This is a genomic window from Flagellimonas alginilytica (assembly GCF_042134605.1).
GTDB classification, from domain to species: domain Bacteria; phylum Bacteroidota; class Bacteroidia; order Flavobacteriales; family Flavobacteriaceae; genus Flagellimonas; species Flagellimonas alginolytica.
The window spans coordinates 1,661,253-1,681,803 of record NZ_CP169638.1; the positions used below are offsets into that span (position 1 = coordinate 1,661,253).

Below are 20,551 nucleotides of genomic sequence, written 5' to 3' on the forward strand. Positions count from 1 at the left end.
ATACTCAATAAAAAGGTATCTCCCTGCCCCCTCGACCGCCCCCTCGGCTCATTTCGACTTTGCTCAATGACCAGCGCTCAGGGTGACAGCTCGAAATGACAAGAACAGACCTCTGACCTCTTCAAAAAAGAACATCCGTCAACCCAAACGGGGCATCCGTCAGATCGTGCACCGAACTCTTCCCAAAAATCGGCACCTTGTACCTTTCATCTTAAAAAACAAAGACTATGAACTTTAAAAAATTAGCCCTTTCGCTCCTTGCAGTGGCCGCCCTATGGTCCTGCTCCAAGGACGATGGGCCGAGCACGCCGACCGGCCCCACCGTAACAAGCTTTACCCCCGAACAGGGCCCGGTGGGCACCCTGGTCACCGTCAACGGGACCAACTTCGCCGCCACCGCCGCTGCCAATACCGTGAAGCTGGGAAGCACCACGGCGACCATAAGCGGTACGCCCACGGCGACCAAACTGGCCATCACCGTGCCACAGGGAGCCACCTCTGGGAAGATCACCGTGACCGTGGGCGGGAAGACCGCCACCAGCACCAAGACCTTCACCGTGACCGAGCCCGATCCTACCAACACCCCCCCGGTAATCGCTGACCAGGCCTTTGAGGTGGTCGAGAGCATCGCCGACACCGCCGAGATAGGCACCGTAACGGCCACGGACCAGGACCAGGACGAGCTGAGCTTCTCCATCACCGAGAACGACAACGACCGCTTTGAGATCACCCCCGAGGGTGTTTTGAGCCTTACGGCCGGCACCACCCTGGACTTTGCGGAACAGGCACAGCATGTTATCACCGTGCAGGTGAGCGACGGCAAGGGGGGCATGGACACCGCCGAGGTCACCATCAACGTTACCGAGGATATGGCCCCTACCGGAGCGGTGGAGTACGAGTTCTCCGTGGCGGAGACCATTGCCGATGACCAGACCATAGGCGTGATCACCGCCGAGGACCCCGAGGGGAACGCCATTGCCTACCAAGTGGAGGATAGCGACCTTTTCGAGATCAACGCCGATGGGGAGCTCAGCCTTATCGAGGGCACCAACCTCGACCATGAGGCCAAGACCGTGCACAACATCACCGTGGTCGCCAGCGATGGCCTTAACGAGCTCGAAATCTTTGTGACCGTGATCGTGGAGGACATCACCTCCGCCGAGGACCCCTCCACCTTTGTGACCAAGTGGGTCACCGAGCAGGCCTTCGAGTCCATAATCATAGGCGTTCAGCAAAACACGGAATATGACTTTACCATAAACTGGGGCGATGGTACAATAGAAAATGTTTCCTTCACCAATGAGTCGGTATTCTTCCATGCCTATGATGAGGCGGGAACCTACACCATTGCCATAGAAGGAGTGTTCCCCGCAATCGACATGTCGAGCGGTGCAGCCACGGCCGACAAACTGGTGGGCATACAGCAGTGGGGCGCCATCCAGTGGCAGAGCATGGAATCCGCTTTTGATGGTTGCAAGGACCTTGTCGAGTATACCACCACCGATGTGCCCGACCTCTCCAACGTGGGGTCGATGTCAGGGATGTTTAGAGACTGCGAACTCTTCTACGGTAACCATACGATTGGGGATTGGGACACCTCCAATGTAACTGATATGTCAGAGATGTTCAAATCTGCAAATTCCTTTAACCAGGACATCGGGGATTGGGACACCTCGAATGTGATTTCAATGTTTGCTATGTTTAGAAATGCTACTTTCTTTAATCAGGACATCGGGGGATGGAACACCTCAAATGTGCAAGACATGTCAGTGATGTTCAGATTTGCAAATTCATTTAACCAAGATATCGGGGATTGGGACACCTCGAAAGTAACTACTATGAATTCCATGTTTTTTAATGCTGAAGCCTTTAACCAAGACATCGGGGATTGGAACACCTCAAAAGTGACAAATATGGCATTTATGTTCTTAAATGCTAACTCCTTTGACCAGGACATCGGGGATTGGAACACCTCAAAGGTGATTGAAATGCAATCCATGTTCGCAGGTGCTGACCTCTTTAACCAGGATATCGGGGGTTGGGACACTTCTAAGGTAAAGGATATGACCGCCATGTTCAGTGGTGCCAGCTCCTTTGACCAAGATCTTGGTTCTTGGAATATTTCAAGCTTACTGGGTGCAGAAATCATGTTGGATAATTCTGGGATATCCCCAGAAAACCTGAGCAGCACGTTTATTGGCTGGAACAATTTTGTGGAGCAGAACAATGGTCCTCAAGATTTAAACTTGGGCGTGGATAACCTTACCTATTGCGGTAACGATGCGCTTTTGGCCGCCAACAATCTGTTCAGCAACTATGGTTGGCAGTTTTTTGGGAATCTAGGATATCAAGTAGACTGTAACTAAAGCAGGTTTATCATTACAAATACAATACCGTCGATGGCTTAAGGGCTATTGGCGGTTTTTTGTTTATGTATAATTAGATTTCAGATATTGGAGGTAATAGGTAAGAGGCCTGATTTCCAATGTCCCACCAGAGGATAAAAAGATTTCTCACGCGCGCTCCACTAGCCCCTCGACTGCCCCTTCGACTTAGCTCAATGACCAGCGCTCAGGGTGACAGTTCGAGAAGACAAGAACAGATCTCTGACTACTGACTTCTTCAAAAAAGGAACATCCGTCAACCCAAACGGGGCATCCGTCAGATCGTGCACCGAACTCTTCCCAAAAATCGGCACCTTGTACCTTTCATCTTAAAAAACAAAGACTATGAACTTTAAAAATTTAGCCCTTTCGCTCCTTGCAGTGGCCGCCCTATGGTCCTGCTCCAAGGACGATGGGCCCAGCACGCCAACGGCCAAGGCACCGACCATTACCAGCATTACCCCCGACCAGGGCCCGGTGGGCACCCTGGTCACCGTCAATGGGACCAACTTCGCCACCACCGCCGCTGCCAATACCGTGAAGCTGGGAAGCACCACGGCGACCATAAGCGGTACGCCCACGGCGACCAAACTGACCATCACCGTGCCACAGGGAGCCACCTCTGGGAAGATCACCGTGACCGTGGGCGGGAAGACCGCCACCAGCACCAAGACCTTCACCGTGACCGAGCCCGATCCTACCAATAATCCCCCGGTAATCGCTGACCAGGCCTTTGAGGTGGTCGAGAGCATCGCCGACACCGCCGAGATAGGCACCGTAACGGCCACGGACCAGGACCAGGACGAGCTGAGCTTCTCCATCACCGAGAACGACAACGACCGCTTTGAGATCACCCCCGAGGGTGTTTTGAGCCTTACGGCCGGCACCACCCTGGACTTTGCGGAACAGGCACAGCATGTTATCACCGTGCAGGTGAGCGACGGCAAGGGGGGCATGGACACCGCCGAGGTCACCATCAACGTTACCGAGGATATGGCCCCTACCGGAGCGGTGGAGTACGAGTTCTCCGTGGCGGAGACCATTGCCGATGACCAGACCATAGGCGTGATCACCGCCGAGGACCCCGAGGGGAACGCCATTGCCTACCAAGTGGACGATAGCGACCTTTTCGAGATCAACGCAGATGGGGAGCTCAGCCTTATCGAGGGCACCAACCTGGACCATGAGGCCAAGACCGTGCACAACATCACCGTGATTGCCAGCGATGGCGTTAACGAGCTCGAAATCTTTGTGACCGTGCTCGTGGAGGACATCACCTCCGCCGAGGACCCCTCCACCTTTGTGACCAAGTGGGTTACCGAGCAGAACGGGGAAGCGGTAATCATCTATTTAAGCAACGATTATGCGTATAACTTTACCATTGATTGGGGTGATGGTACAGTGGAGAAACCCCAGTACAACATCAATGATGCTGTTTTTGTGTCCCATGCTTATGATATGGCCGGTGACCACTTGGTGTCCATACAAGGGGACTTCCCCGCCATTACCATGAAGGACAGCCCTTCTGCCGACAAATTGGTAGGCATACAACAGTGGGGCAATATCGAATGGAGGGATATGGAATCCGCTTTTTATGGGTGTACAAACCTCTCCGAATATACCGCCACCGATGTGCCCGACCTCTCCAATGTGGATTCCATGAAAAATATGTTTCGGGCTTGCACTCAATTTAATGGTGCCATCGGGGATTGGGACACTTCACATGTGAAAAATATGCTTGGCGTATTCTATGGAGCCAATTCCTTTAACCAGGACATCGGTAACTGGGACACTTCTAATGTGATTGATATGTCTTTCATGTTCCGTGATGCATTTAAGTTCAATCAGGACATTGGAGACTGGGATGTCTTGTATGTCTCAACAATGCTTTACATGTTCGCAAATGCATCTGACTTTAACCAAAACATAGGGGGTTGGAACACCTCGAATGTAACAAATATGGACTCCATGTTTTTTGAAGCAAACTCCTTTAACCAGGACATCGGGGGATGGGATACCTCTAAGGTGACAAAAATGAATCAAATGTTCATAGATGCATCTGACTTTAACCAAAACATTGGGGGATGGAACACTTCGAATGTAACAAATATGCAAGGTATGTTTTTTAATGCGATTTCCTTCAATCAAAATGTGGGGGATTGGGATCTTACCAGCTTGGAGTCGGCATTCTCAATGTTTAACAACGCCGGGATGTCCCCAGAAAACTTGAGCAGCACGTTTATTGGCTGGAACAATTTTGTGGAACAGAACAATGGTCCACAGAATATCTTCCTTGGCGTGGATAACCTTGTTTACTGTGGTAACGATGCGCTTTTAGCTGCAGACAACCTGTTCAGTAACCATGGTTGGCAGTTTGATGGGAATCTAGGATACCAAGTAGACTGTAACTAAGATTAGTTTACCTTACAAAATAAAACACCGTCGGCAGCCCAAGAGCTGTCGGCGGTTTTTTGTTTCTATGGGATGATTAAGATTTCTCCCTGCCGCCTCGACTGACCCTTCGACTTTGCTCAATGACCAGCGCTCAGGCTGACAGTTCGAAATGACGATGACAGACTTTTTAGTAGATAAAAAAAGATACCTTACTGCGTTTGGAAAGACATATAATTAGCATGGTAAAGGGAACATTTGCCTATACCTTCTTAATTTCATCATCCGTTAAAAGTTCCTCGTTGCGCATGCGCAAAAACACCTGTGCAGTGGTCACAACATCCAATTCACAATAGGCAATGATTCTGTCAATATCATTCTCCTTGTAAAATACATCCTTTACCATACTACCATCCATATCTTCTTTTGGTGAAGGTATCCCAAGAATATGCGACAATAATTTGAGGGAGGTATAATGTTTGTAATCACCGAACTTCCATAGTTCCATGGTATCCAAATGGGGTACTTCCCATGGCTTTTTCCCGAAAAGATCCAGTTTATAGGGTAGATTGATTCCGTTTATTACCATTCTGCGGGCGATATAGGGAAAATCGAACTCCTTTCCGTTGTGGGCACACAAGAGATGTTTGGCATGATTAAAATGGTCTTGGAGCAGTTGTTTGAATTCTATTAAAATTTTGTTTTCACTACCATAAAAGGAAGTCACCCTAAAACTCCTTATGTCTCCTTTATGGGTAAAATAACCAACAGATATACATATGATCTTCCCAAATTCGGCCCAAATTCCGGCCCGGCCGTAAAATTCCTCAGCGGTGAATTCATCCTTACGTTGATATTGTGTTTTTTGTTCCCACAAGTGTTGGCCAGTTTCATCCAGATCTTTGAAATGTTGATGTTGGGGCACAGTCTCAATATCCAAAAAAAGGATATGTTCCAGGTTAAGTTTATAAAGCATGGCAACTAATTAAAAAAGAGTCGTCTGCTTTGCAGGACTCTCGTGTTCCAATAACCATTTTTTTCTATGCAGTCCACCTGCATATCCTGTGAGGTCTCCATTGGTTCCTATGACTCGATGACAAGGAACCACAATCCAAAGTGGATTTTTGCCATTGGCCGAGGCTACTGCACGAATGGCCTTTACATCACCGAGTTGTTTGGAAAGTTCTAAATAAGAAATGGTTTTTCCAAAAGGAATTTCTAAAAGAGCATTCCATACTTTTTTCTGAAAATGGGTACCGGATGGGTTTAGCTTAAGGTTAAATACCGTTCGGTTTCCATTAAAATACTGTTGAAATTGCTCTGCTGCTTCCTTAAGTTCCGTTGGTATTGTACCAATTGGTTTTTTGTTGTTTAAAACCGTAACCGATGCAAGTCCGTTCTTGTCTCCTTTTAACTCGGCTACACCTATAGGTGTTTGTATATAAGCAACTTCCATTATTCAACCTCATCTTCACCTTCAATAATACCCAACCGTTTGGCGCGGGCATGCCAATTCTTTCTGGCCAGCTTTTGTAGGTCCTCAACATTGTCGCTTTCATCCATAATCTCGAACCCAAGAAGAGTTTCTATTACATCTTCCATGGTTACCAAGCCACTTACCGAACCATACTCATCCACAACCAAAGAAATGTGCTCGCGTTTCTGTACAAATGTTTTAAAAAGATCATTTATGGACTTTCCCCGGTTGGTAACAAGCAAATCCCTACGGATGGTGGCCAAGGTCTGATTTCCTTTTTTGTTGATGATGGCTTCCAATAGTTCGTCCTTTAAAAAGAAACCGGTAATGTTGTCCATACGGTCCTTATACAACGGAATCCTGGAAAATCGCAGGGGACGGTTCTTTTCAAAAAACTCTTTGATCGGGGTGTCTTCGGATGCTACTTTCATTACCGTTCTTGGCGTCATTACATCACGGGCCAGGATTTCATCAAAATAGAGCAAATTTTTGATCATTTTGGACTCTGATTCCTTGAACACACCTTCTTCTTCGGCAATTTCCGTCATTGCACTAAAATCTTCCCTACTCAGTATGCTTCCGTGCTCTCCCTTGGCTCCTACAAGTTTGGTGAAAAGTTGCAATAGCCATAACAAACCTGTCCATTTTAGGATAAACACCATAATGTTCAATGCCTTGCTCGTAAAATTGGCCAATTGCTTCCAAAAAGTGGCCCCAATGGTCTTGGGAATTATTTCCGAAGCTACCAGAATTAAAATCGTCATAATAGTAGAAACGATCCCAACCATAAGATCTTCGGTAAGTGTAAAACCAAGAATGCTACGTTCGGTACTTCCGTACATTTCTGCGTAGGCAACTTTGGCCTGTACGCCCACCAAAATAGCGCCCACGGTATGTGCGATGGTATTAAGGGTAAGAATGGCGATCAGCGGCTTGTCAACGTCCTTTTTAAGGCTTTCCAAAGTGGCTGCATATTCTTTTCCCTCTTGTTTTTTTACATTGATAAACGTAGGGGTTATGCTCAGTAGCACTGCCTCCAAAATAGAGCACAAGAATGAAAAGAAAATTGAAATGAGGGCGTAAAAAATGAGTAGTCCCATAGAATGGCTAAATCTTTAGTACCAAGATAGGCAATCGGAATCAATTTAATGGCTTATACCCTGAGCTTTATAAAAAACATCCTGCAATGCTGTCCGGATGTTCAGATTGTACAGTTGACGATGGCTTCTGGAAGGGTATACCCGATTCGACAGAAAAATAAATGTAAGTTGGTTTTCTGGGTCCGCCCATACAAAGGTGCCGGTAAATCCGGAGTGCCCAAAACTTTTAGGCCCTACCCTAGGAGAGGGGTAAGCATCCTCCAGGGCAAGCTCGGCATTGTCCAACAATGGCTTGTCAAAACCTAAACCACGACGATTCTCGTTTTCCGGGTACTGCACTTGGGTAAATTCTTTTACGGTCTCGGCCGAAATAAGTTGCTCACCGTCCATCATACCATAATTTTGATAAAAAAGCATGATCTTGGCAAGGTCGTCCGCCGTTCCGAACAATCCTGCATTGCCGGATACACCGCCCATAAGCGAGGCATTTTCATCGTGTACCCAACCTTTTACCAAGGATTTTCTAAAAAGAGTATCTATTTCCGTTGGCACTATTGCATTTATGTAATGGTTGTTTTTTGGCAGATATCCTAAGGTATGGCACCCTAATGGGCGGTAGAAATTTACATCCAGATAAGTCTCATAGTCGATTCCCGAGAGCTGCTCGATCAAACTAGGGAAAATAAGAAACGTGAGACCGGAATATCTATACTTCTTTTCATCTGAAACTTTGGAGCGGCCAATGAGTCGGTTCATTTTTCTTCCAAAACGGTCATTGATGTACAGACCATCATACACTTGTCCCTTAAATCTTTTATTGGATGAATTGCGGACAAACCGTTTTTTGATCTTGCCATTTTTTCGGAGCACTTGTTGCAAAAACACAATATATGGCTCTAGCCCTGCCTGATGCGCTAAAATTTCGCGGAGCGTAAGATCTTTTTTGTCTTTTATATTTTGCCAAGGTTTCCAGTAGGTACTGAAAGGTTTGTCCAGGTCCAATATGCCTTCGTCCACTAATTTCATAAGGGCTGGCAGTGGCCCAGTAATTTTGGTTACCGATGCCAAATCATAAATGTCGTTCAGGGCAACAGGGCGCAGCTTATCATAAGTGTGAAAACCATAGGCTTTGTGAAAAATTACCGTATCATTTTTGGCCACCAAAACTTGAGCCCCGGGGAATGCCAAACTGTCGATGCCCATCTCCATAATAGAATCCACTTTTTGATTGATGAAATCTTCGTTGAACCCTAATTTGGATGGATATGCGTGTATAAGTTCGCGTTGGGCAAAGGTTAGGGGCATCACTAAAGTGATGAGCAAGAGTGAAATGGATATTTTCTTCATTTGGTAAAGGTTTATCCCAAAGATCGTACAAAATCCTTGGCAAAATAGCTCGCAATAATGTCTGCACCGGCTCTTTTTATGGCGGTCAATTGCTCCAACATCACGGCATCGTGGTCCAACCACCCTTTTTCTGCAGCTGCTTTTACCATAGCATACTCTCCGGATACCTGGTACACGGCAACGGGGGTATCGACTTCATTTTTAATTTCACGGACGATGTCCAAATAGCACAGACCGGGTTTTACCATTACAATATCGGCTCCTTCGTCAATGTCCATTTGGGTTTCCCTAATGGCTTCATACCGATTGGCATAATCCATTTGATAGGTTTTTTTATCCTTGGGCACGTCCGCAATATCCACAGGTGCGGAATCCAATGCATCGCGGAAAGGACCATAAAATGCACTAGCGTATTTTGCGGAGTAGGCCATTATGCCAGTGTTCAGGTAGCCTTGATCTTCCAAGGCTTCACGAATGGTAAGGATTCGTCCGTCCATCATGTCGCTTGGTGCTACAAAATCTGCGCCCGCTTGGGCATGGGACACGCTCATTTCGGCCAACACTTCTGCAGTTTCGTCGTTCAAGATCTGTCCTTCTGCTACAATACCGTCGTGCCCGTATGCTGAAAAGGGATCTAAAGCGACATCCGTCATCACCAACATTTGTGGACAGGCATTTTTTACGGTTTTAATGGCACGTTGCATCAACCCGTTCGGATTAATGGCCTCAGTACCTTTGTTGTCTTTTAGTTTATCATCAACTTTTACAAAAAGTAGCACGGAACACAATCCCATCTTCCACAATTCTTTCACTTCTTTTTCAAGATTGTCCAGACTCAATCTAAAATAGTTGGGCATAGATGGAATTTCTTCTTTGATTCCTTTTCCTTCGGTTACAAAGAGCGGTACCAAAAAATCATCTGGTGTAACTTGGGTCTCTCGGACCAATCTTCTAATGGATTCGGATGCGCGCAGTCTTCGGTTTCGTATTAGTGGGTACATGGTTTTAGTTTTAAGATGTAAGCTTTAAGCTATATTATTTAAGTTTTTAGTGATTTTTTTATCGTCTTGATCAAGGATGCAAGCATTTTCTTGATTTCGTCTATTTCTGAAATAATGTTTTTAGATGTTTCTGATTCTATATATCCTAAGTCAGAAGCCAGCAACAAAAGGTAATCCAATTCGTGAGCAGAACCTGAAGCGATGTATAAATATCTAATAAATTCTTTTTGTGTTTCCCTACCACAACCCTCTGCTATATTGGTAGGGATGGATACGGAGGCTCTATTCATTTGGGAAATTAAGTTGTATTCTTCCGATTTTGGGAAGTTATTGGTAAGTCCATATACGCTTAAAACGAGTCGATGTGACCTTTCCCATACTTTATAATTTTTATAGTTTACCATAGCTTAAACTTATAGCTTATGACTTAGCCCTAAATATCTATTTCTCCTTCCAGATAAGGTACTGCTTTGCCAGAAATTTTAACCCTATCCCCTAAATATTCGCAAACCAGGTCTCCACCTCTTTTGGATAGCTGCTTTGCCGTCATTTTGGTCCGGTCCAATTCTTTGGACCAATAGGGTGTTAAGGAGGTATGTGCGGAACCGGTAACCGGATCTTCGGGTATACCGCAGGAAGGGGCAAAAAACCGCGATACAAAATCCACTTCGGTGCCCGGTGCGGTAACAATAACTCCTCTGGCATCCACTTGATCTAAAAGGAAAAAATTGGGCTCAATTTTTTCAATCTCTTTTTGAGAACTGTAGACAAGCATGTAATCGGTTTTACCCTTAAAGGTTTTGATGGGGGGCTTACCCAAAGCTTGATCGATCTCGTCAATATTTTTGATCGCAACAAGAATATCTGCCGGAAAATCCATTGTTAACCAGCCATTATCAGCTTTGGCAACAGTAAGTTCTCCGCTACGATGCGAGAAAAACCGAACGGTATCCATATCTAAATTATAAAAATGAAACAATACGAAGGCCGTAGCCAAGGTGGCATGGCCACATAGGTCCACTTCCAGCTCTGGAGTAAACCAGCGTATTTCGTAGGTGTCATCTTTTTTAACGGCAAATGCGGTCTCGGCCAAATTATTTTCCCGAGCTATGTTTTGCATCAGTTCTGGACTCAACCAGGCATCCAATATGCAAACGGCGGCAGGGTTGCCGGCAAAAGTCTGGTTGGCAAATGCATCAATTTGATAAATTTTCTGTCTCATGGCTTGTTTTTACGACTACATATTACACCCATTCTTTTGGGTATTGGAGTACTTCTATCAATTTTGCTTCGGCACTGTTCTTTTCTGGATGGTGATCGTACCTCCATTGTACATGAGGTGGCAGACTCATCAAAATACTTTCTATTCTGCCATTGGTGCGCAACCCAAAGAGCGTGCCCTTATCGTGCACCAAATTGAACTCCACATAGCGTCCTCTCCGAATCTCCTGCCAATCGCGTTGTGCTTGGGAGTACGGCAATTCCTTTCTTTTTTCGACAATAGGAACATAGGCCCCCAAAAAGCTGTCCCCGACCTCGGTTACAAAATTGTACCAATCTTCCATACTGGTTTCTTCGGATGCTTTGCAATAATCGAAGAACAATCCACCAACCCCACGGGCTTCGTTCCGATGGGCATTCCAGAAGTAGTTGTCGCACTTCTTTTTATAGTCGGGATAGAAATCCGGATTATGGGCATCGCAGGCTTTTTTACAGACTGAATGAAAATGAATGGCATCTTCATCGAACAGGTAGTAGGGAGTAAGATCTTGTCCGCCTCCGAACCATTGATCCACAATGTTACCTTCCTTGTCGTACATTTCAAAATAGCGCCAGTTGGCATGCACCGTGGGCACCATTGGATTTTTTGGATGAATCACCAAACTCAGTCCGCAGGCGAAAAAGTCCACATCTTCCACTCCAAAGTAGTTTTGCATACTCTTGGGCAACGGGCCATGTACTTTTGAAATATTTACGCCGCCTTTTTCGAATACTGCTCCGTTTTCGATTACCCGTGTTCTGCCGCCGCCACCTTCTTCGCGCTCCCAAAAATCCTGTTGAAATGTAGCTGAACCATCCAACTCTTCCAATTTATGGGTGATGGTATCCTGTAGTTTTTGAATGTATTCGTAAAATTTATCCTTCATAATATAATTCGTAAAGTTCCATATCGAGAAAATCTTCGTTGGGCGGTCGATATGCTTTTTGGATTGTTTTTTTCCATTGAAAACCGCATTTTAGAGCAACCCCAATGCTTCCTCGATTAGTTTTATGCGCTATAATTTTAAGGGTTTTTAAATCTATTTTATCAAAAGCAAAATCTATTGCTTGTTTTATGCAAGAACTGGTGATGCCCTTACCATGGTAATCACTGTCCAAACAATAAGCAAGTTCTCCCTCTCCGATGTTGTGATCAATGTTTTTTAGTATGACCAAGCCGAGTATGCTTTGGTCATTATTCTTTCTTATGGCAAAGGTGAACTCCTCTTTCTTAGCAATTTCTTGGTCTTTTTTTTCAATGTAGTTTCGAGAACCGAGCACTGAAAGGTTTTGTTGCAGGGTGTTTGGGAAGAAACGTTCAAATATCTCCCGGTTCGATCGCATTAAAAGAGATAAGCTTTCTGCATCGTCCGGATTAAGATAATCTATTTGAAAAGCTGTATTCATCATAACTTATCAAAGAATATGTACCATTTGGTATTTATAATTGGAAAGTTTTGACGTTTCATTTATTTTGATGGACTCACCGGTCATTTCTTTCAACTTGGCTATAACCTCGGTCTCCACTTTATCGGCATTTTGCCTATAAATAAACCTACCTACCTCATTATTGTGCAAATCCATTTGTTTTGGCAATTTTTTGTTTGGAAACGAATCCTCGTGCCAATCGGTTACCCTTTTTGCCCATTGGGTTGCCGATTCTTCGTTTCTGCTCCAGGCAAAACATCTTTTGGCAATCAAATAATTCCATAGTGCATGCCTAAATGCGTTCGCCGGACCATGTTTATGGTGCAGTTTACCAAAGTACTTGCTCGAAATGGCCAAGCAATCCTTTGTTGCTCTTATAGTCGGGAGTATAAAGAGAGGCTTGCTCAAACCAATACCGATAACCTTTAGGAGATTCTTTACATCTAACCGTTTCAGTATCGCAAAAAGCTTCACCCTTTATACTCCTTAACCGCTTCTATAAAAGCTTGGGCATTCTCGATAGGAATGTTGGGCAAAATACCATGGCCCAGGTTTACAATGTATTTGTCCTTGCCAAAATCACGGATCATCTGTGTCACCATTTCCTTGATTTTTTCTGGGGGTGAAAGTAATCTTGCTGGATCAAAATTACCTTGAAGCGTGATGTTTCCTCCCGTTAAGTATCTGGCATTTTGCGCAGAACAGGTCCAATCGACCCCAACTGCGGAAGCACCTGAATTGGCCATCTCTTTTAATGCAAACCAACAGCCTTTACCAAATACAATTACTGGGGCCTCATCTTTTAATGCATCCACTATTTGTTGGATATATTTCCATGAAAACTCTTGATAATCCACGGGCGAAAGCATTCCTCCCCAAGAATCGAAAACCTGTACGGCATTAACACCAGCTTTAACCTTTGCTTTAAGGTAAGCAATGGTGGTATCGGTTATTTTTTGAAGCAGTTCGTGGGCAGCTTTTGGCTGGGTAAAGCAGAAACCACGGGCCTTGTCGAAACTTTTGCTCCCTTGCCCTTCCACACAATAGCAAAGAATGGTCCAAGGAGAGCCTGCAAATCCGATCAAAGGAATTTCATCATTTAATTTCTCCTTTGTCATTTCAATTGCATCCATTACATACCCAAGCGAGTCATGAACATCGGGAACAACCACATGGTCCAAATCCTTTTGCGAACGGATCGGATTGGGAAGATACGGTCCAAAGTTGGGCTTCATTTGCACCTCGATGTCCATAGCTTGGGGTATTACCAAGATGTCACTGAACAATATGGCTGCATCCATGCCATAGCGCCGAATGGGCTGTACGGTTATTTCAGAAGCCAGTTCCGGTGTTTGGCAACGGGTAAAGAAATCGTATTTTTTCTTAAGTTCCATGAATTCTGGCAAATAGCGTCCCGCTTGTCGCATCATCCATACGGGTGGACGCTCAACGGTTTCTCCTTTTAAAGCCTTTAGGAACAAGTCGTTTTTTATCATAAGTTCTTATAGTAGTTAATCGCCTGTACCAACACATTTTCAACAGTCGGTTTGTTGGCTAAAATTATATTCTCTGAATGTTTTTTAGCTTCGGCAGCGGTGGTGTTTCCAATGCAGAACAACATGCTGTTGCCCAATTTGTTTTCCAACAAGTAACTTTGAATACCACTGGGGCTGTAAAAAAGAATACCATCGAAATTTCTATTGAAGGCCTTAGGGTTCGAGTGAGTCCGGTACACCATCATTTCTTTATACCGAATGTTATTTTTTTTAAAGGCATTGGGCAAATCATCCCTTCTTTTGTTCCCACATAAAAACAAAAAGGATTCACAGCGGTATTTTTGTGCAATAACTTTTCCCAATTCTGAAGCATACTGCGTGGATTCCACGACCAATATTCCATTTTCTTCCAAAAGCGATCGCGTTTTATCGCCTACGCAGAATGCACGAAACCCGGCCCTGTCCAATCCTTCGGTTTGCTTTATAAAAACCTTGACTGTATTCTGGCTGGTAAAAACGTAATTTTTGTGTTCCAAAGGTATCTTGTCTTCGAGAAACTCGATCGATAGCGCATTGTATTCCACCAATCCCAAGCCGGAATTTAGAAAAAGTTCTTTTTGTGACGGGCTTAATATTTTAGTGGACAGCACTGTTTTCATTTCTGATTTCCTGCATCAATTTATCACCGCCGTTTTTTAGCACTTCTTCCGCGCACGCCTGGCCAAGGTCCTTTGCTTCGGACAGTTTCACCTCTTTTTTAATTTCAATCTTTTGTTTGCCGTCCAAAGAGAACACTACGCCTTTAAAATGCACTTTTTTATCCTTTATTTGGGCCAATGCTCCTATTGGGGCAGTGCATCCTCCTTCCAAAGTGCGCAAAAATTCACGCTCTATGGTTGTTGCCACTTCGGTTTCCGAATGGTTAAGATGGGCCAATGTCTGTTGTGTAAAGTCATCTTCATGTTTGGCGACCACCAACATGGCACCTTGTGCGGGAGCGGGAACCATCCAATCTAATTTAATGGCGTCTTTGGGCAATAGTTTTATACGCTCCAATCCTGCTTGTGCGAAAATGGCACCTTGCCAGTTGTTCTCGATAAGTTTTAACAAGCGAGTGTTTACGTTTCCCCTAAGGTCCACCACTTTGTGGTCGGGGTATTTGTTCAACCATTGGGCTTTTCTGCGCAAACTGCCCGTGGCAATGGTCGTAGGTTGGTCCTGTTCCAAAAAACCAGAACCTTTATGTACCAGAATATCGTGGGTAACGGCGCGCTCAAGTACGGCCACTTGTACTATGCCTTTAGGGAGTTGGGTGGGTACATCCTTCATGGAATGTACAGCAATATCTATATCGCCCTTTAACAAGGCTACATCCAGTGTTTTGGTAAAAATACCGGTAACGCCCAACTCGTACAGAGGTTTGTCCAACACTTGGTCCCCCATGGATTTTGTGGGTACCAAAATGGTATCGTACCCTAGTGTTTCCAATTTATTTTGAACGGTAGTGGCTTGCCACAGCGCCAATTCGCTATCGCGGGTTCCAATGCGGATTATCTTGCTCATTTGGAATGTAGTTCTAGCTGAAATACTTTCTGGATAAGTTCCAGACTGTCCTCCGTATCCACTTCGTTGCTCTTTAAGTGATTGGCAAACTGTTTGGTAATTTTTTGTATGATCCTATCGGAGATGATTTCTGCTTGAATTTGGTCGAAACCTTCTATTTTTTTGGTCTGAAAATCGATTTCTTCAGTTTTCATTGTGTTCAGTTTGTCCTTAAGGGCATTGATTACCGGAGCAAACTTTCGCGTTTCCAACCATTTAAGGAAATCTTTTCTCACTTTCTCAATAATCGCTTCTGCCTTTGGGATAAATTCCTTTCTTTTGGCCAAAGTCTCATCGGTAATTTGCGACAGCTGATCCAAATGCACCAAGGTAACGTTCTCCAGCTCTTTTACATCGTCGGATACGTTTTTGGGTACGGACAGATCCAAAATCAATAAGGGCTTTTTAGTGTATACCAAAGCTTTCGAAACGGTTGGCAATTGGGCCCCTGTGGCCACAACAAGTATGTCGGCCTTTCGTATTTCGGACTGCAGATCACCATAATCCTTTACCGTTAATTGAAACTTGCCTGCAACATCCTCTGCTTTTTCCCTGGTTCTGTTGATCAGGGTAATGTGGGAATTGTTGGAGTGTTTTACTAAATTTTCGCAGGTGTTCCGTCCAATCTTGCCAGTCCCGAAAAGTAAAATGTTCTTATTGGAAATATTATCCACATTATCCAGAATATATTTTACCGATGCAAATGCAACCGAGGTGGCCCCGGAAGATAGTTCCGTCTCGTTTTTAATGCGTTTGCTGGCCTGGATCACCGAATTGCACAAACGTTCCAAGAATGGATTGGCCATTTCCTGCTTTTTGGCACGGTAAAAACCTTGTTTGATCTGGCTGATGATTTCAAAATCACCCAAAATCTGACTGTCTAGACCCGTCCCTACTTTGAACATATGGGAAATCGCGTCATGGTTTTTATATACATAGGCCACTTCCTGGAATTCCTCCACAGTGCCTTTGGTCTCCTCACATAACAGCTTTATAAGTTGATAGGGGTGCTGTGCAAATCCATACAGTTCGGTCCTGTTGCACGTAGAAATGGCCAAAAGTCCATCGATGCCCATTTCCTTCGCCTTGCCCAATATATGATCAATGGCAGGAACATCCAGACTGAACTTTCCTCTAACCTCTGCATCCGCCTTCTTGTAACTCAACCCAATGGCGTAGAAGGAATTATGTTTTGAAATATGGTAGTTCCTCATAAAGGATATAAATCGCAGAACAAAATTAACAGGCTTATGTATCAAAAAATAACGGTAGCGGAACCAGATAGGCCACTACTATTTATTTTGTATTTTATTTTTGATAAAATTTACGTCAAGTATTGATATTATTGATAAATTTGATATTGCAGAACACAATTTAGAGCCATTCTAAATTAACAAAACATCTAAACCAAATTGAAAAACAACTTAAAAAATATCGCTAGCGGTTCCTATGATGAAATTTTAGTAGAGGACGGAATTTACATCTTAAAGATTCAGAACGACTCCAAGGACCCTAGACTTATTGAGCGTGAAATAGACAGCACGTACATCCAATTCCATTTTTGTTTAAAGGGGAGGTCCAAATTCAATTTTAATGAAGGGAACTACTATTTGGAAGTAAATGAGGAAAACTCGTTGCTCTTGTACAACACCCAAAAAGACCTACCCTTGGATCTGGTGGTCTCGCCTGGCTCTTGGCTGCTTTCCGTAGTTATGACGATAAGGAAGTTCCATTCCCTGTTTTCCGACGAAGCGGATTATATTCCTTTCTTAAGTGACGAAAACAAGGAGAAGAAATACTATTCTCAAGAAATGGTATCTCCGGCCACGGCCGTTGTCCTTAGCCAGTTAATGAACTATAATTTGCATCCATCCATAAAAAAACTGTATTTAAAAGGCAAGGTGTACGAGTTGATCTCCCTGTACTTTAATAAAACCGAAGATGCCGATCTTGAACAATGCCCCTACTTGGCAGACGAGGACAATGTTCGCCGAATTCGAATGGCCAAGGAAATTATGATTTCCCGTATGGCTGAACCGCCAACACTTGCAGAACTCTCGCAAGAGGTTGGGTTAAGCCTTAAAAAACTAAAGGAAGGCTTTAAACAAATTTATGGAGACTCTGTTTTTGGCTTTTTGTTCGATTACAAAATGGAATATGCCCGTAAAATGTTGGAAACAGGAAAGCACAATGTAAACGAGGTGGGATTAAAAGTAGGGTACAGTACCGCCAGTCATTTTATTGCTTCTTTTAAAAAGAAGTTCGGCACAACACCTAAAAAATATTTAACTTCAAATGCCTAATTAAACCCTTATGAAAAAATTTGCGCTGTATTTACTCAGCTTCTGTTTTGCCCTTCATGTTTCGGCACAAGATATACCCGCTGAAAAAGAGAATACGCAAAAAATGCCCGATTTGGTTCTTGTTTTTACCAAAACTCAAGGATTCCGGCATAAATCCATAGAAAAAGGGGTGCAGACCTTTAGGGAATTGGGCAGACAAAATGGTTTTATTGCCTTGCAATCCGAATCCGGAGATGATTTTAATACCTTAAATCTTGATAATTACAAGCTAGTGGTTTTTTTGAACACAACCATGGATGTGCTGAACCATACTCAACAGCTTGCATTTGAGCAGTTTATTAAAGGAGGTGGTGCTTTTCTGGGTGTGCATGCCGCTGCCGATACCGAGTATGATTGGGATTGGTACGGTAAATTGATAGGGGGCTATTTTGATTCCCATCCAAATGACCCTAATGTGAGAAAAGCTAAAATTGATGTGGTAAACAATATACACCCGTCCACTGCCCACTTGAAGGAAACTTGGACCAGAACAGATGAATGGTACAATTATAAAAATCTCAGTCCCGATGTTACCGTATTGCTCAATTTGGACGAGACCAGTTATGAAGGGGGCACCAATGGACCCGATCATCCAATTGCCTGGTTCCAAGAGTTCGATGGTGGCAGGGCCTTTTATACAGGGGGAGGCCATACGGACGATTCGTTCAATGAGCCTATGTTCCGCCAGCATCTTTTGGGCGCTATCGAATGGTGTTTAAAAAGAGACTAAAGCAGGTCTGGCAACAATGATTCCTATATTGCTTTTGATGTTTTTGAGGTAATCCGCCAACGGCAACTCGGAAATCTCTACTTCACCATTCTTACTGGAAGCATGTAATAGATGCAACCTACCATCGGGTCTGTGCAATGCAATTCCGGTATGTGTTACGTCCAATCCTTTTATAGATGTGGCCAAAGCAATAATGTCCCCGGATTTTATCAGGTGTTCCTTGCTTTCTATTTGGTCCTTTGGCAAATAACAAATTTCTTCTGTGGCCAGTGCCTTTTCCACCTCTAACATTGCTTCAAAATTCTCATCGCTGGCCAAAAAAGGGTACAGGTTACGATGGGTCCCCATAAAATTAATGGACTTTTCCAGTTTCTCGCCCCCTAATTCCTCGGTGATGTCCTTTACCAACCCCTTACGCTCGTTATTCCTAATCCATTCTGTAAAATAGTGTAAACGAGAAGGATACCCGTTTAAACTGCCGTTTCTATACCGAACAGTCTCCAGATTGTCCGTAAAGCTTTCAAAATCCTTTTGCTGGTTTTGCAGCATCAGGCTAAATGCCAATACATTTTCTACAAACGTTGTACAATCCAATCCGCCGAAGTTCACCACCAAAGTTTCCGTATCACCAACTTCGAGAGTTTTTTCCACATACGGAGTTCCAAGGAACGATCGGCCCACCTGTGCAATGGTGTCGCCCAAGTTGGCACCTTTGGTTTGCATTAGGTCCAAAAGCTTAACTTCAAAAAGCGATTTGTCCTCTGGGGAACAGGTAATCTGTTGTGCATTTAACCCATATCCCAAAGTCAACAAAAGAGCGAGTATAGTTTGTTTCATCAATTTTCTTCATTTTTATGTTCAACCGTCAATCTTGTGGTTCTAGCAATACTTTCTGGGTAATTTTCTTGGAGGTAAACAATCAGTTTTTCCCTTAAATACACCCTGAGGTCCCAGGCCGTGGACGAGTCTTTGGCACTGACCAAACATCGAATTTCCAAATAATTTGGTTTGGTATCGGTAACTTGTACTACGTTTACCTTACCGTCCCAAAGATCGGTATTGTTCAGGATTTTTGTTTGTTCTTCTCGAATTTTATCAAACGGAACATTATAATCCACATACAGAAAAACGGTTCCCATTAAATCAGCAGATGTTTTGGTCCAATTTTGGAAGGGCTGATTGATAAAGTAAGGTGTAGGCACGATCAAACGCCTTTTGTCCCAAATACTCACCACAACATACGTTAAAGTAATCTCTTCGATACGGCCCCATTCCCCTTCCACAATTACCACATCATCAAGTTTAATGGGTTGGGCAATGGCAATTTGGATGCCAGCCAAAATAGTACCGATAAACTGTTGTGCCGAAAACCCGATAATGATACCCGCCACTCCTGCAGAAGCAAAAATACTGATGCCCACCTCACGGATTTCTTCAAAGCTCATCAATGCAAAACCAGTTGCAAGCAAGACTATGATAAAAATAAAAATACGCTCCAGAATTGTAAACTGTGTATAAACTTTACGTGCCTTTAAATTATCGGCAACACCAATGTCGTAGTTTTTAATGATTACCGCTTTTATAATCTTTAACATGGCGATCATTGCCCACGCCATGGCAAAAATAAATAGGATGGTGCTGGCCTTTCTAAACCAATATCCTGCATCCTCGAGGTTAAGGAGGTCACGTAATGCCTTCATCCTAAGGAGTACGGCAATAAAAATCAAAACCAATGGCGTAGCCAATCGTTTAAAAGAACTTTTGGGCAAAAGATATTTCTGATTCTTGCCCAATCGTTTCATCAGCGCTGCTGTACCCCAAAACAGGAGAACGAGCACAAGAAGGGCAACGCCCAAGTAAATAAGCGACTCTTTGGAAACTGTATCATAAAAGGACTCCATACTCCAAAAATAAGACAGAATAATTCAAGGCAATCCCAAAGTCTAAACAAAATCGATATTCATTATTTCATCATAAGAAAGTTTTGTAAGCT

General features: G+C 43.9%; 20 protein-coding genes. 4 read left to right on the forward strand and 16 right to left on the reverse strand.

The annotated features are described in order from the left end of the window. Positions 1-227 precede the first annotated feature (227 nt). Both ABTP35_RS07370 and ABTP35_RS07375 read left to right on the forward strand, forming a co-directional pair. Positions 228-2,366 carry a BspA family leucine-rich repeat surface protein gene (locus ABTP35_RS07370; protein ID WP_375334509.1) on the forward strand — a complete coding sequence of 713 codons (2,139 nt, stop codon included), beginning with the start codon at positions 228-230 and terminating at the stop codon, positions 2,364-2,366. Between the two features lie 363 nt (positions 2,367-2,729). Next, positions 2,730-4,796: a BspA family leucine-rich repeat surface protein gene (locus tag ABTP35_RS07375; RefSeq protein WP_293297763.1), complete on the forward strand. Its 2,067-nt coding sequence runs from the start codon at positions 2,730-2,732 to the stop codon at positions 4,794-4,796. A 241-nt stretch (positions 4,797-5,037) separates the two neighbouring features. Here ABTP35_RS07375 and ABTP35_RS07380 read toward each other — a convergent pair whose 3' ends face one another. From ABTP35_RS07380 to hemA, 14 genes are read right to left on the reverse strand one after another with little or no spacing between them, the layout of a single operon-like run. Further along, the gene (locus ABTP35_RS07380; RefSeq protein WP_293297760.1) at positions 5,038-5,751 is read right to left on the reverse strand and encodes a 3'-5' exonuclease; all 714 of its coding nucleotides are present in this window, start codon (positions 5,749-5,751) and stop codon (positions 5,038-5,040) included. Between the two features lie 9 nt (positions 5,752-5,760). After that, a complete protein-coding gene (locus ABTP35_RS07385; protein WP_293297757.1) occupies positions 5,761-6,231 on the reverse strand; it encodes a methylated-DNA--[protein]-cysteine S-methyltransferase in 471 nt (156 codons plus the stop codon). Further along, a complete protein-coding gene (locus ABTP35_RS07390) occupies positions 6,231-7,352 on the reverse strand; it encodes a hemolysin family protein (protein WP_293297753.1) in 1,122 nt (373 codons plus the stop codon). The genes ABTP35_RS07385 and ABTP35_RS07390 overlap by 1 nt, the downstream gene beginning before the upstream one ends. Before the next feature lie 45 nt (positions 7,353-7,397). Then, positions 7,398-8,699, reverse strand: a complete 1,302-nt coding sequence (locus ABTP35_RS07395) for a serine hydrolase (RefSeq protein WP_293297750.1) — start codon at positions 8,697-8,699, stop codon at positions 7,398-7,400. Between the two features lie 11 nt (positions 8,700-8,710). Next, on the reverse strand, positions 8,711-9,700 hold the full coding sequence (gene hemB / locus ABTP35_RS07400; protein ID WP_293297747.1) for a porphobilinogen synthase: 990 nt from the start codon (positions 9,698-9,700) through the stop codon (positions 8,711-8,713). A gap of 38 nt (positions 9,701-9,738) precedes the next feature. Next, positions 9,739-10,104 (reverse strand): four helix bundle protein, encoded by a 366-nt coding sequence (locus ABTP35_RS07405; protein WP_293297744.1) that lies wholly within the window; start codon positions 10,102-10,104, stop codon positions 9,739-9,741. A 29-nt stretch (positions 10,105-10,133) separates the two neighbouring features. Then, complete coding sequence (locus ABTP35_RS07410) at positions 10,134-10,922, reverse strand: PhzF family phenazine biosynthesis protein (protein WP_252081100.1); 789 nt, start codon at positions 10,920-10,922, stop codon at positions 10,134-10,136. 22 nt (positions 10,923-10,944) lie between these two features. Further along, a complete protein-coding gene (gene hemF / locus ABTP35_RS07415) occupies positions 10,945-11,847 on the reverse strand; it encodes an oxygen-dependent coproporphyrinogen oxidase (protein ID WP_293297740.1) in 903 nt (300 codons plus the stop codon). Then, the gene (locus ABTP35_RS07420; protein ID WP_293297738.1) at positions 11,837-12,370 is read right to left on the reverse strand and encodes a GNAT family N-acetyltransferase; all 534 of its coding nucleotides are present in this window, start codon (positions 12,368-12,370) and stop codon (positions 11,837-11,839) included. Before ABTP35_RS07420 ends, hemF begins: the two co-directional genes overlap by 11 nt. A gap of 6 nt (positions 12,371-12,376) precedes the next feature. Next, positions 12,377-12,862, reverse strand: a complete 486-nt coding sequence (locus ABTP35_RS07425) for a DUF6973 domain-containing protein (RefSeq protein WP_293297735.1) — start codon at positions 12,860-12,862, stop codon at positions 12,377-12,379. Next, the gene (hemE, locus tag ABTP35_RS07430; protein WP_224835848.1) at positions 12,859-13,884 is read right to left on the reverse strand and encodes a uroporphyrinogen decarboxylase; all 1,026 of its coding nucleotides are present in this window, start codon (positions 13,882-13,884) and stop codon (positions 12,859-12,861) included. The genes ABTP35_RS07425 and hemE overlap by 4 nt, the downstream gene beginning before the upstream one ends. Then, complete coding sequence (locus tag ABTP35_RS07435) at positions 13,881-14,543, reverse strand: uroporphyrinogen-III synthase (protein WP_293297730.1); 663 nt, start codon at positions 14,541-14,543, stop codon at positions 13,881-13,883. Before ABTP35_RS07435 ends, hemE begins: the two co-directional genes overlap by 4 nt. Further along, positions 14,521-15,447: a hydroxymethylbilane synthase gene (gene hemC / locus ABTP35_RS07440; protein ID WP_293297727.1), complete on the reverse strand. Its 927-nt coding sequence runs from the start codon at positions 15,445-15,447 to the stop codon at positions 14,521-14,523. Before hemC ends, ABTP35_RS07435 begins: the two co-directional genes overlap by 23 nt. Next, the gene (hemA, locus tag ABTP35_RS07445; RefSeq protein WP_293297724.1) at positions 15,444-16,700 is read right to left on the reverse strand and encodes a glutamyl-tRNA reductase; all 1,257 of its coding nucleotides are present in this window, start codon (positions 16,698-16,700) and stop codon (positions 15,444-15,446) included. The genes hemC and hemA overlap by 4 nt, the downstream gene beginning before the upstream one ends. Before the next feature lie 198 nt (positions 16,701-16,898). Between hemA and ABTP35_RS07450 the strand changes: the two genes are divergently transcribed. Then, positions 16,899-17,789, forward strand: a complete 891-nt coding sequence (locus tag ABTP35_RS07450; protein WP_224835852.1) for an AraC family transcriptional regulator — start codon at positions 16,899-16,901, stop codon at positions 17,787-17,789. Between the two features lie 10 nt (positions 17,790-17,799). Continuing rightward, the gene (locus ABTP35_RS07455; protein WP_293297720.1) at positions 17,800-18,558 is read left to right on the forward strand and encodes a ThuA domain-containing protein; all 759 of its coding nucleotides are present in this window, start codon (positions 17,800-17,802) and stop codon (positions 18,556-18,558) included. Here ABTP35_RS07455 and ABTP35_RS07460 read toward each other — a convergent pair. Next, positions 18,544-19,395: an N-acetylmuramoyl-L-alanine amidase-like domain-containing protein gene (locus ABTP35_RS07460; RefSeq protein WP_293297717.1), complete on the reverse strand. Its 852-nt coding sequence runs from the start codon at positions 19,393-19,395 to the stop codon at positions 18,544-18,546. The genes ABTP35_RS07455 and ABTP35_RS07460 overlap by 15 nt on opposite strands. Beyond that, positions 19,395-20,459: a mechanosensitive ion channel domain-containing protein gene (locus tag ABTP35_RS07465; RefSeq protein ID WP_293297714.1), complete on the reverse strand. Its 1,065-nt coding sequence runs from the start codon at positions 20,457-20,459 to the stop codon at positions 19,395-19,397. Before ABTP35_RS07465 ends, ABTP35_RS07460 begins: the two co-directional genes overlap by 1 nt. Positions 20,460-20,551 lie beyond the last annotated feature (92 nt).

Bases quoted from the DNA above. Each gene is read 5' to 3' on its own strand.
- ABTP35_RS07405 (WP_293297744.1), bottom strand. From the start codon at position 10,104: ATGGTAAACTATAAAAATTATAAAGTATGGGAAAGGTCACATCGACTC.
- ABTP35_RS07420 (WP_293297738.1), bottom strand. From the start codon at position 12,370: ATGATGAATACAGCTTTTCAAATAGATTATCTTAATCCGGACGATGCA.
- ABTP35_RS07435 (WP_293297730.1), bottom strand. From the start codon at position 14,543: ATGAAAACAGTGCTGTCCACTAAAATATTAAGCCCGTCACAAAAAGAA.
- hemE (WP_224835848.1), bottom strand. From the start codon at position 13,884: ATGATAAAAAACGACTTGTTCCTAAAGGCTTTAAAAGGAGAAACCGTT.
- hemA (WP_293297724.1), bottom strand. From the start codon at position 16,700: ATGAGGAACTACCATATTTCAAAACATAATTCCTTCTACGCCATTGGG.
- ABTP35_RS07460 (WP_293297717.1), bottom strand. From the start codon at position 19,395: ATGAAACAAACTATACTCGCTCTTTTGTTGACTTTGGGATATGGGTTA.
- ABTP35_RS07395 (WP_293297750.1), bottom strand. From the start codon at position 8,699: ATGAAGAAAATATCCATTTCACTCTTGCTCATCACTTTAGTGATGCCC.
- ABTP35_RS07465 (WP_293297714.1), bottom strand. From the start codon at position 20,459: ATGGAGTCCTTTTATGATACAGTTTCCAAAGAGTCGCTTATTTACTTG.
- ABTP35_RS07380 (WP_293297760.1), bottom strand. From the start codon at position 5,751: ATGCTTTATAAACTTAACCTGGAACATATCCTTTTTTTGGATATTGAG.
- hemF (WP_293297740.1), bottom strand. From the start codon at position 11,847: ATGAAGGATAAATTTTACGAATACATTCAAAAACTACAGGATACCATC.
- ABTP35_RS07370 (WP_375334509.1), top strand. From the start codon at position 228: ATGAACTTTAAAAAATTAGCCCTTTCGCTCCTTGCAGTGGCCGCCCTA.
- ABTP35_RS07455 (WP_293297720.1), top strand. From the start codon at position 17,800: ATGAAAAAATTTGCGCTGTATTTACTCAGCTTCTGTTTTGCCCTTCAT.
- ABTP35_RS07375 (WP_293297763.1), top strand. From the start codon at position 2,730: ATGAACTTTAAAAATTTAGCCCTTTCGCTCCTTGCAGTGGCCGCCCTA.
- ABTP35_RS07390 (WP_293297753.1), bottom strand. From the start codon at position 7,352: ATGGGACTACTCATTTTTTACGCCCTCATTTCAATTTTCTTTTCATTC.
- hemB (WP_293297747.1), bottom strand. From the start codon at position 9,700: ATGTACCCACTAATACGAAACCGAAGACTGCGCGCATCCGAATCCATT.
- ABTP35_RS07385 (WP_293297757.1), bottom strand. From the start codon at position 6,231: ATGGAAGTTGCTTATATACAAACACCTATAGGTGTAGCCGAGTTAAAA.
- ABTP35_RS07410 (WP_252081100.1), bottom strand. From the start codon at position 10,922: ATGAGACAGAAAATTTATCAAATTGATGCATTTGCCAACCAGACTTTT.
- hemC (WP_293297727.1), bottom strand. From the start codon at position 15,447: ATGAGCAAGATAATCCGCATTGGAACCCGCGATAGCGAATTGGCGCTG.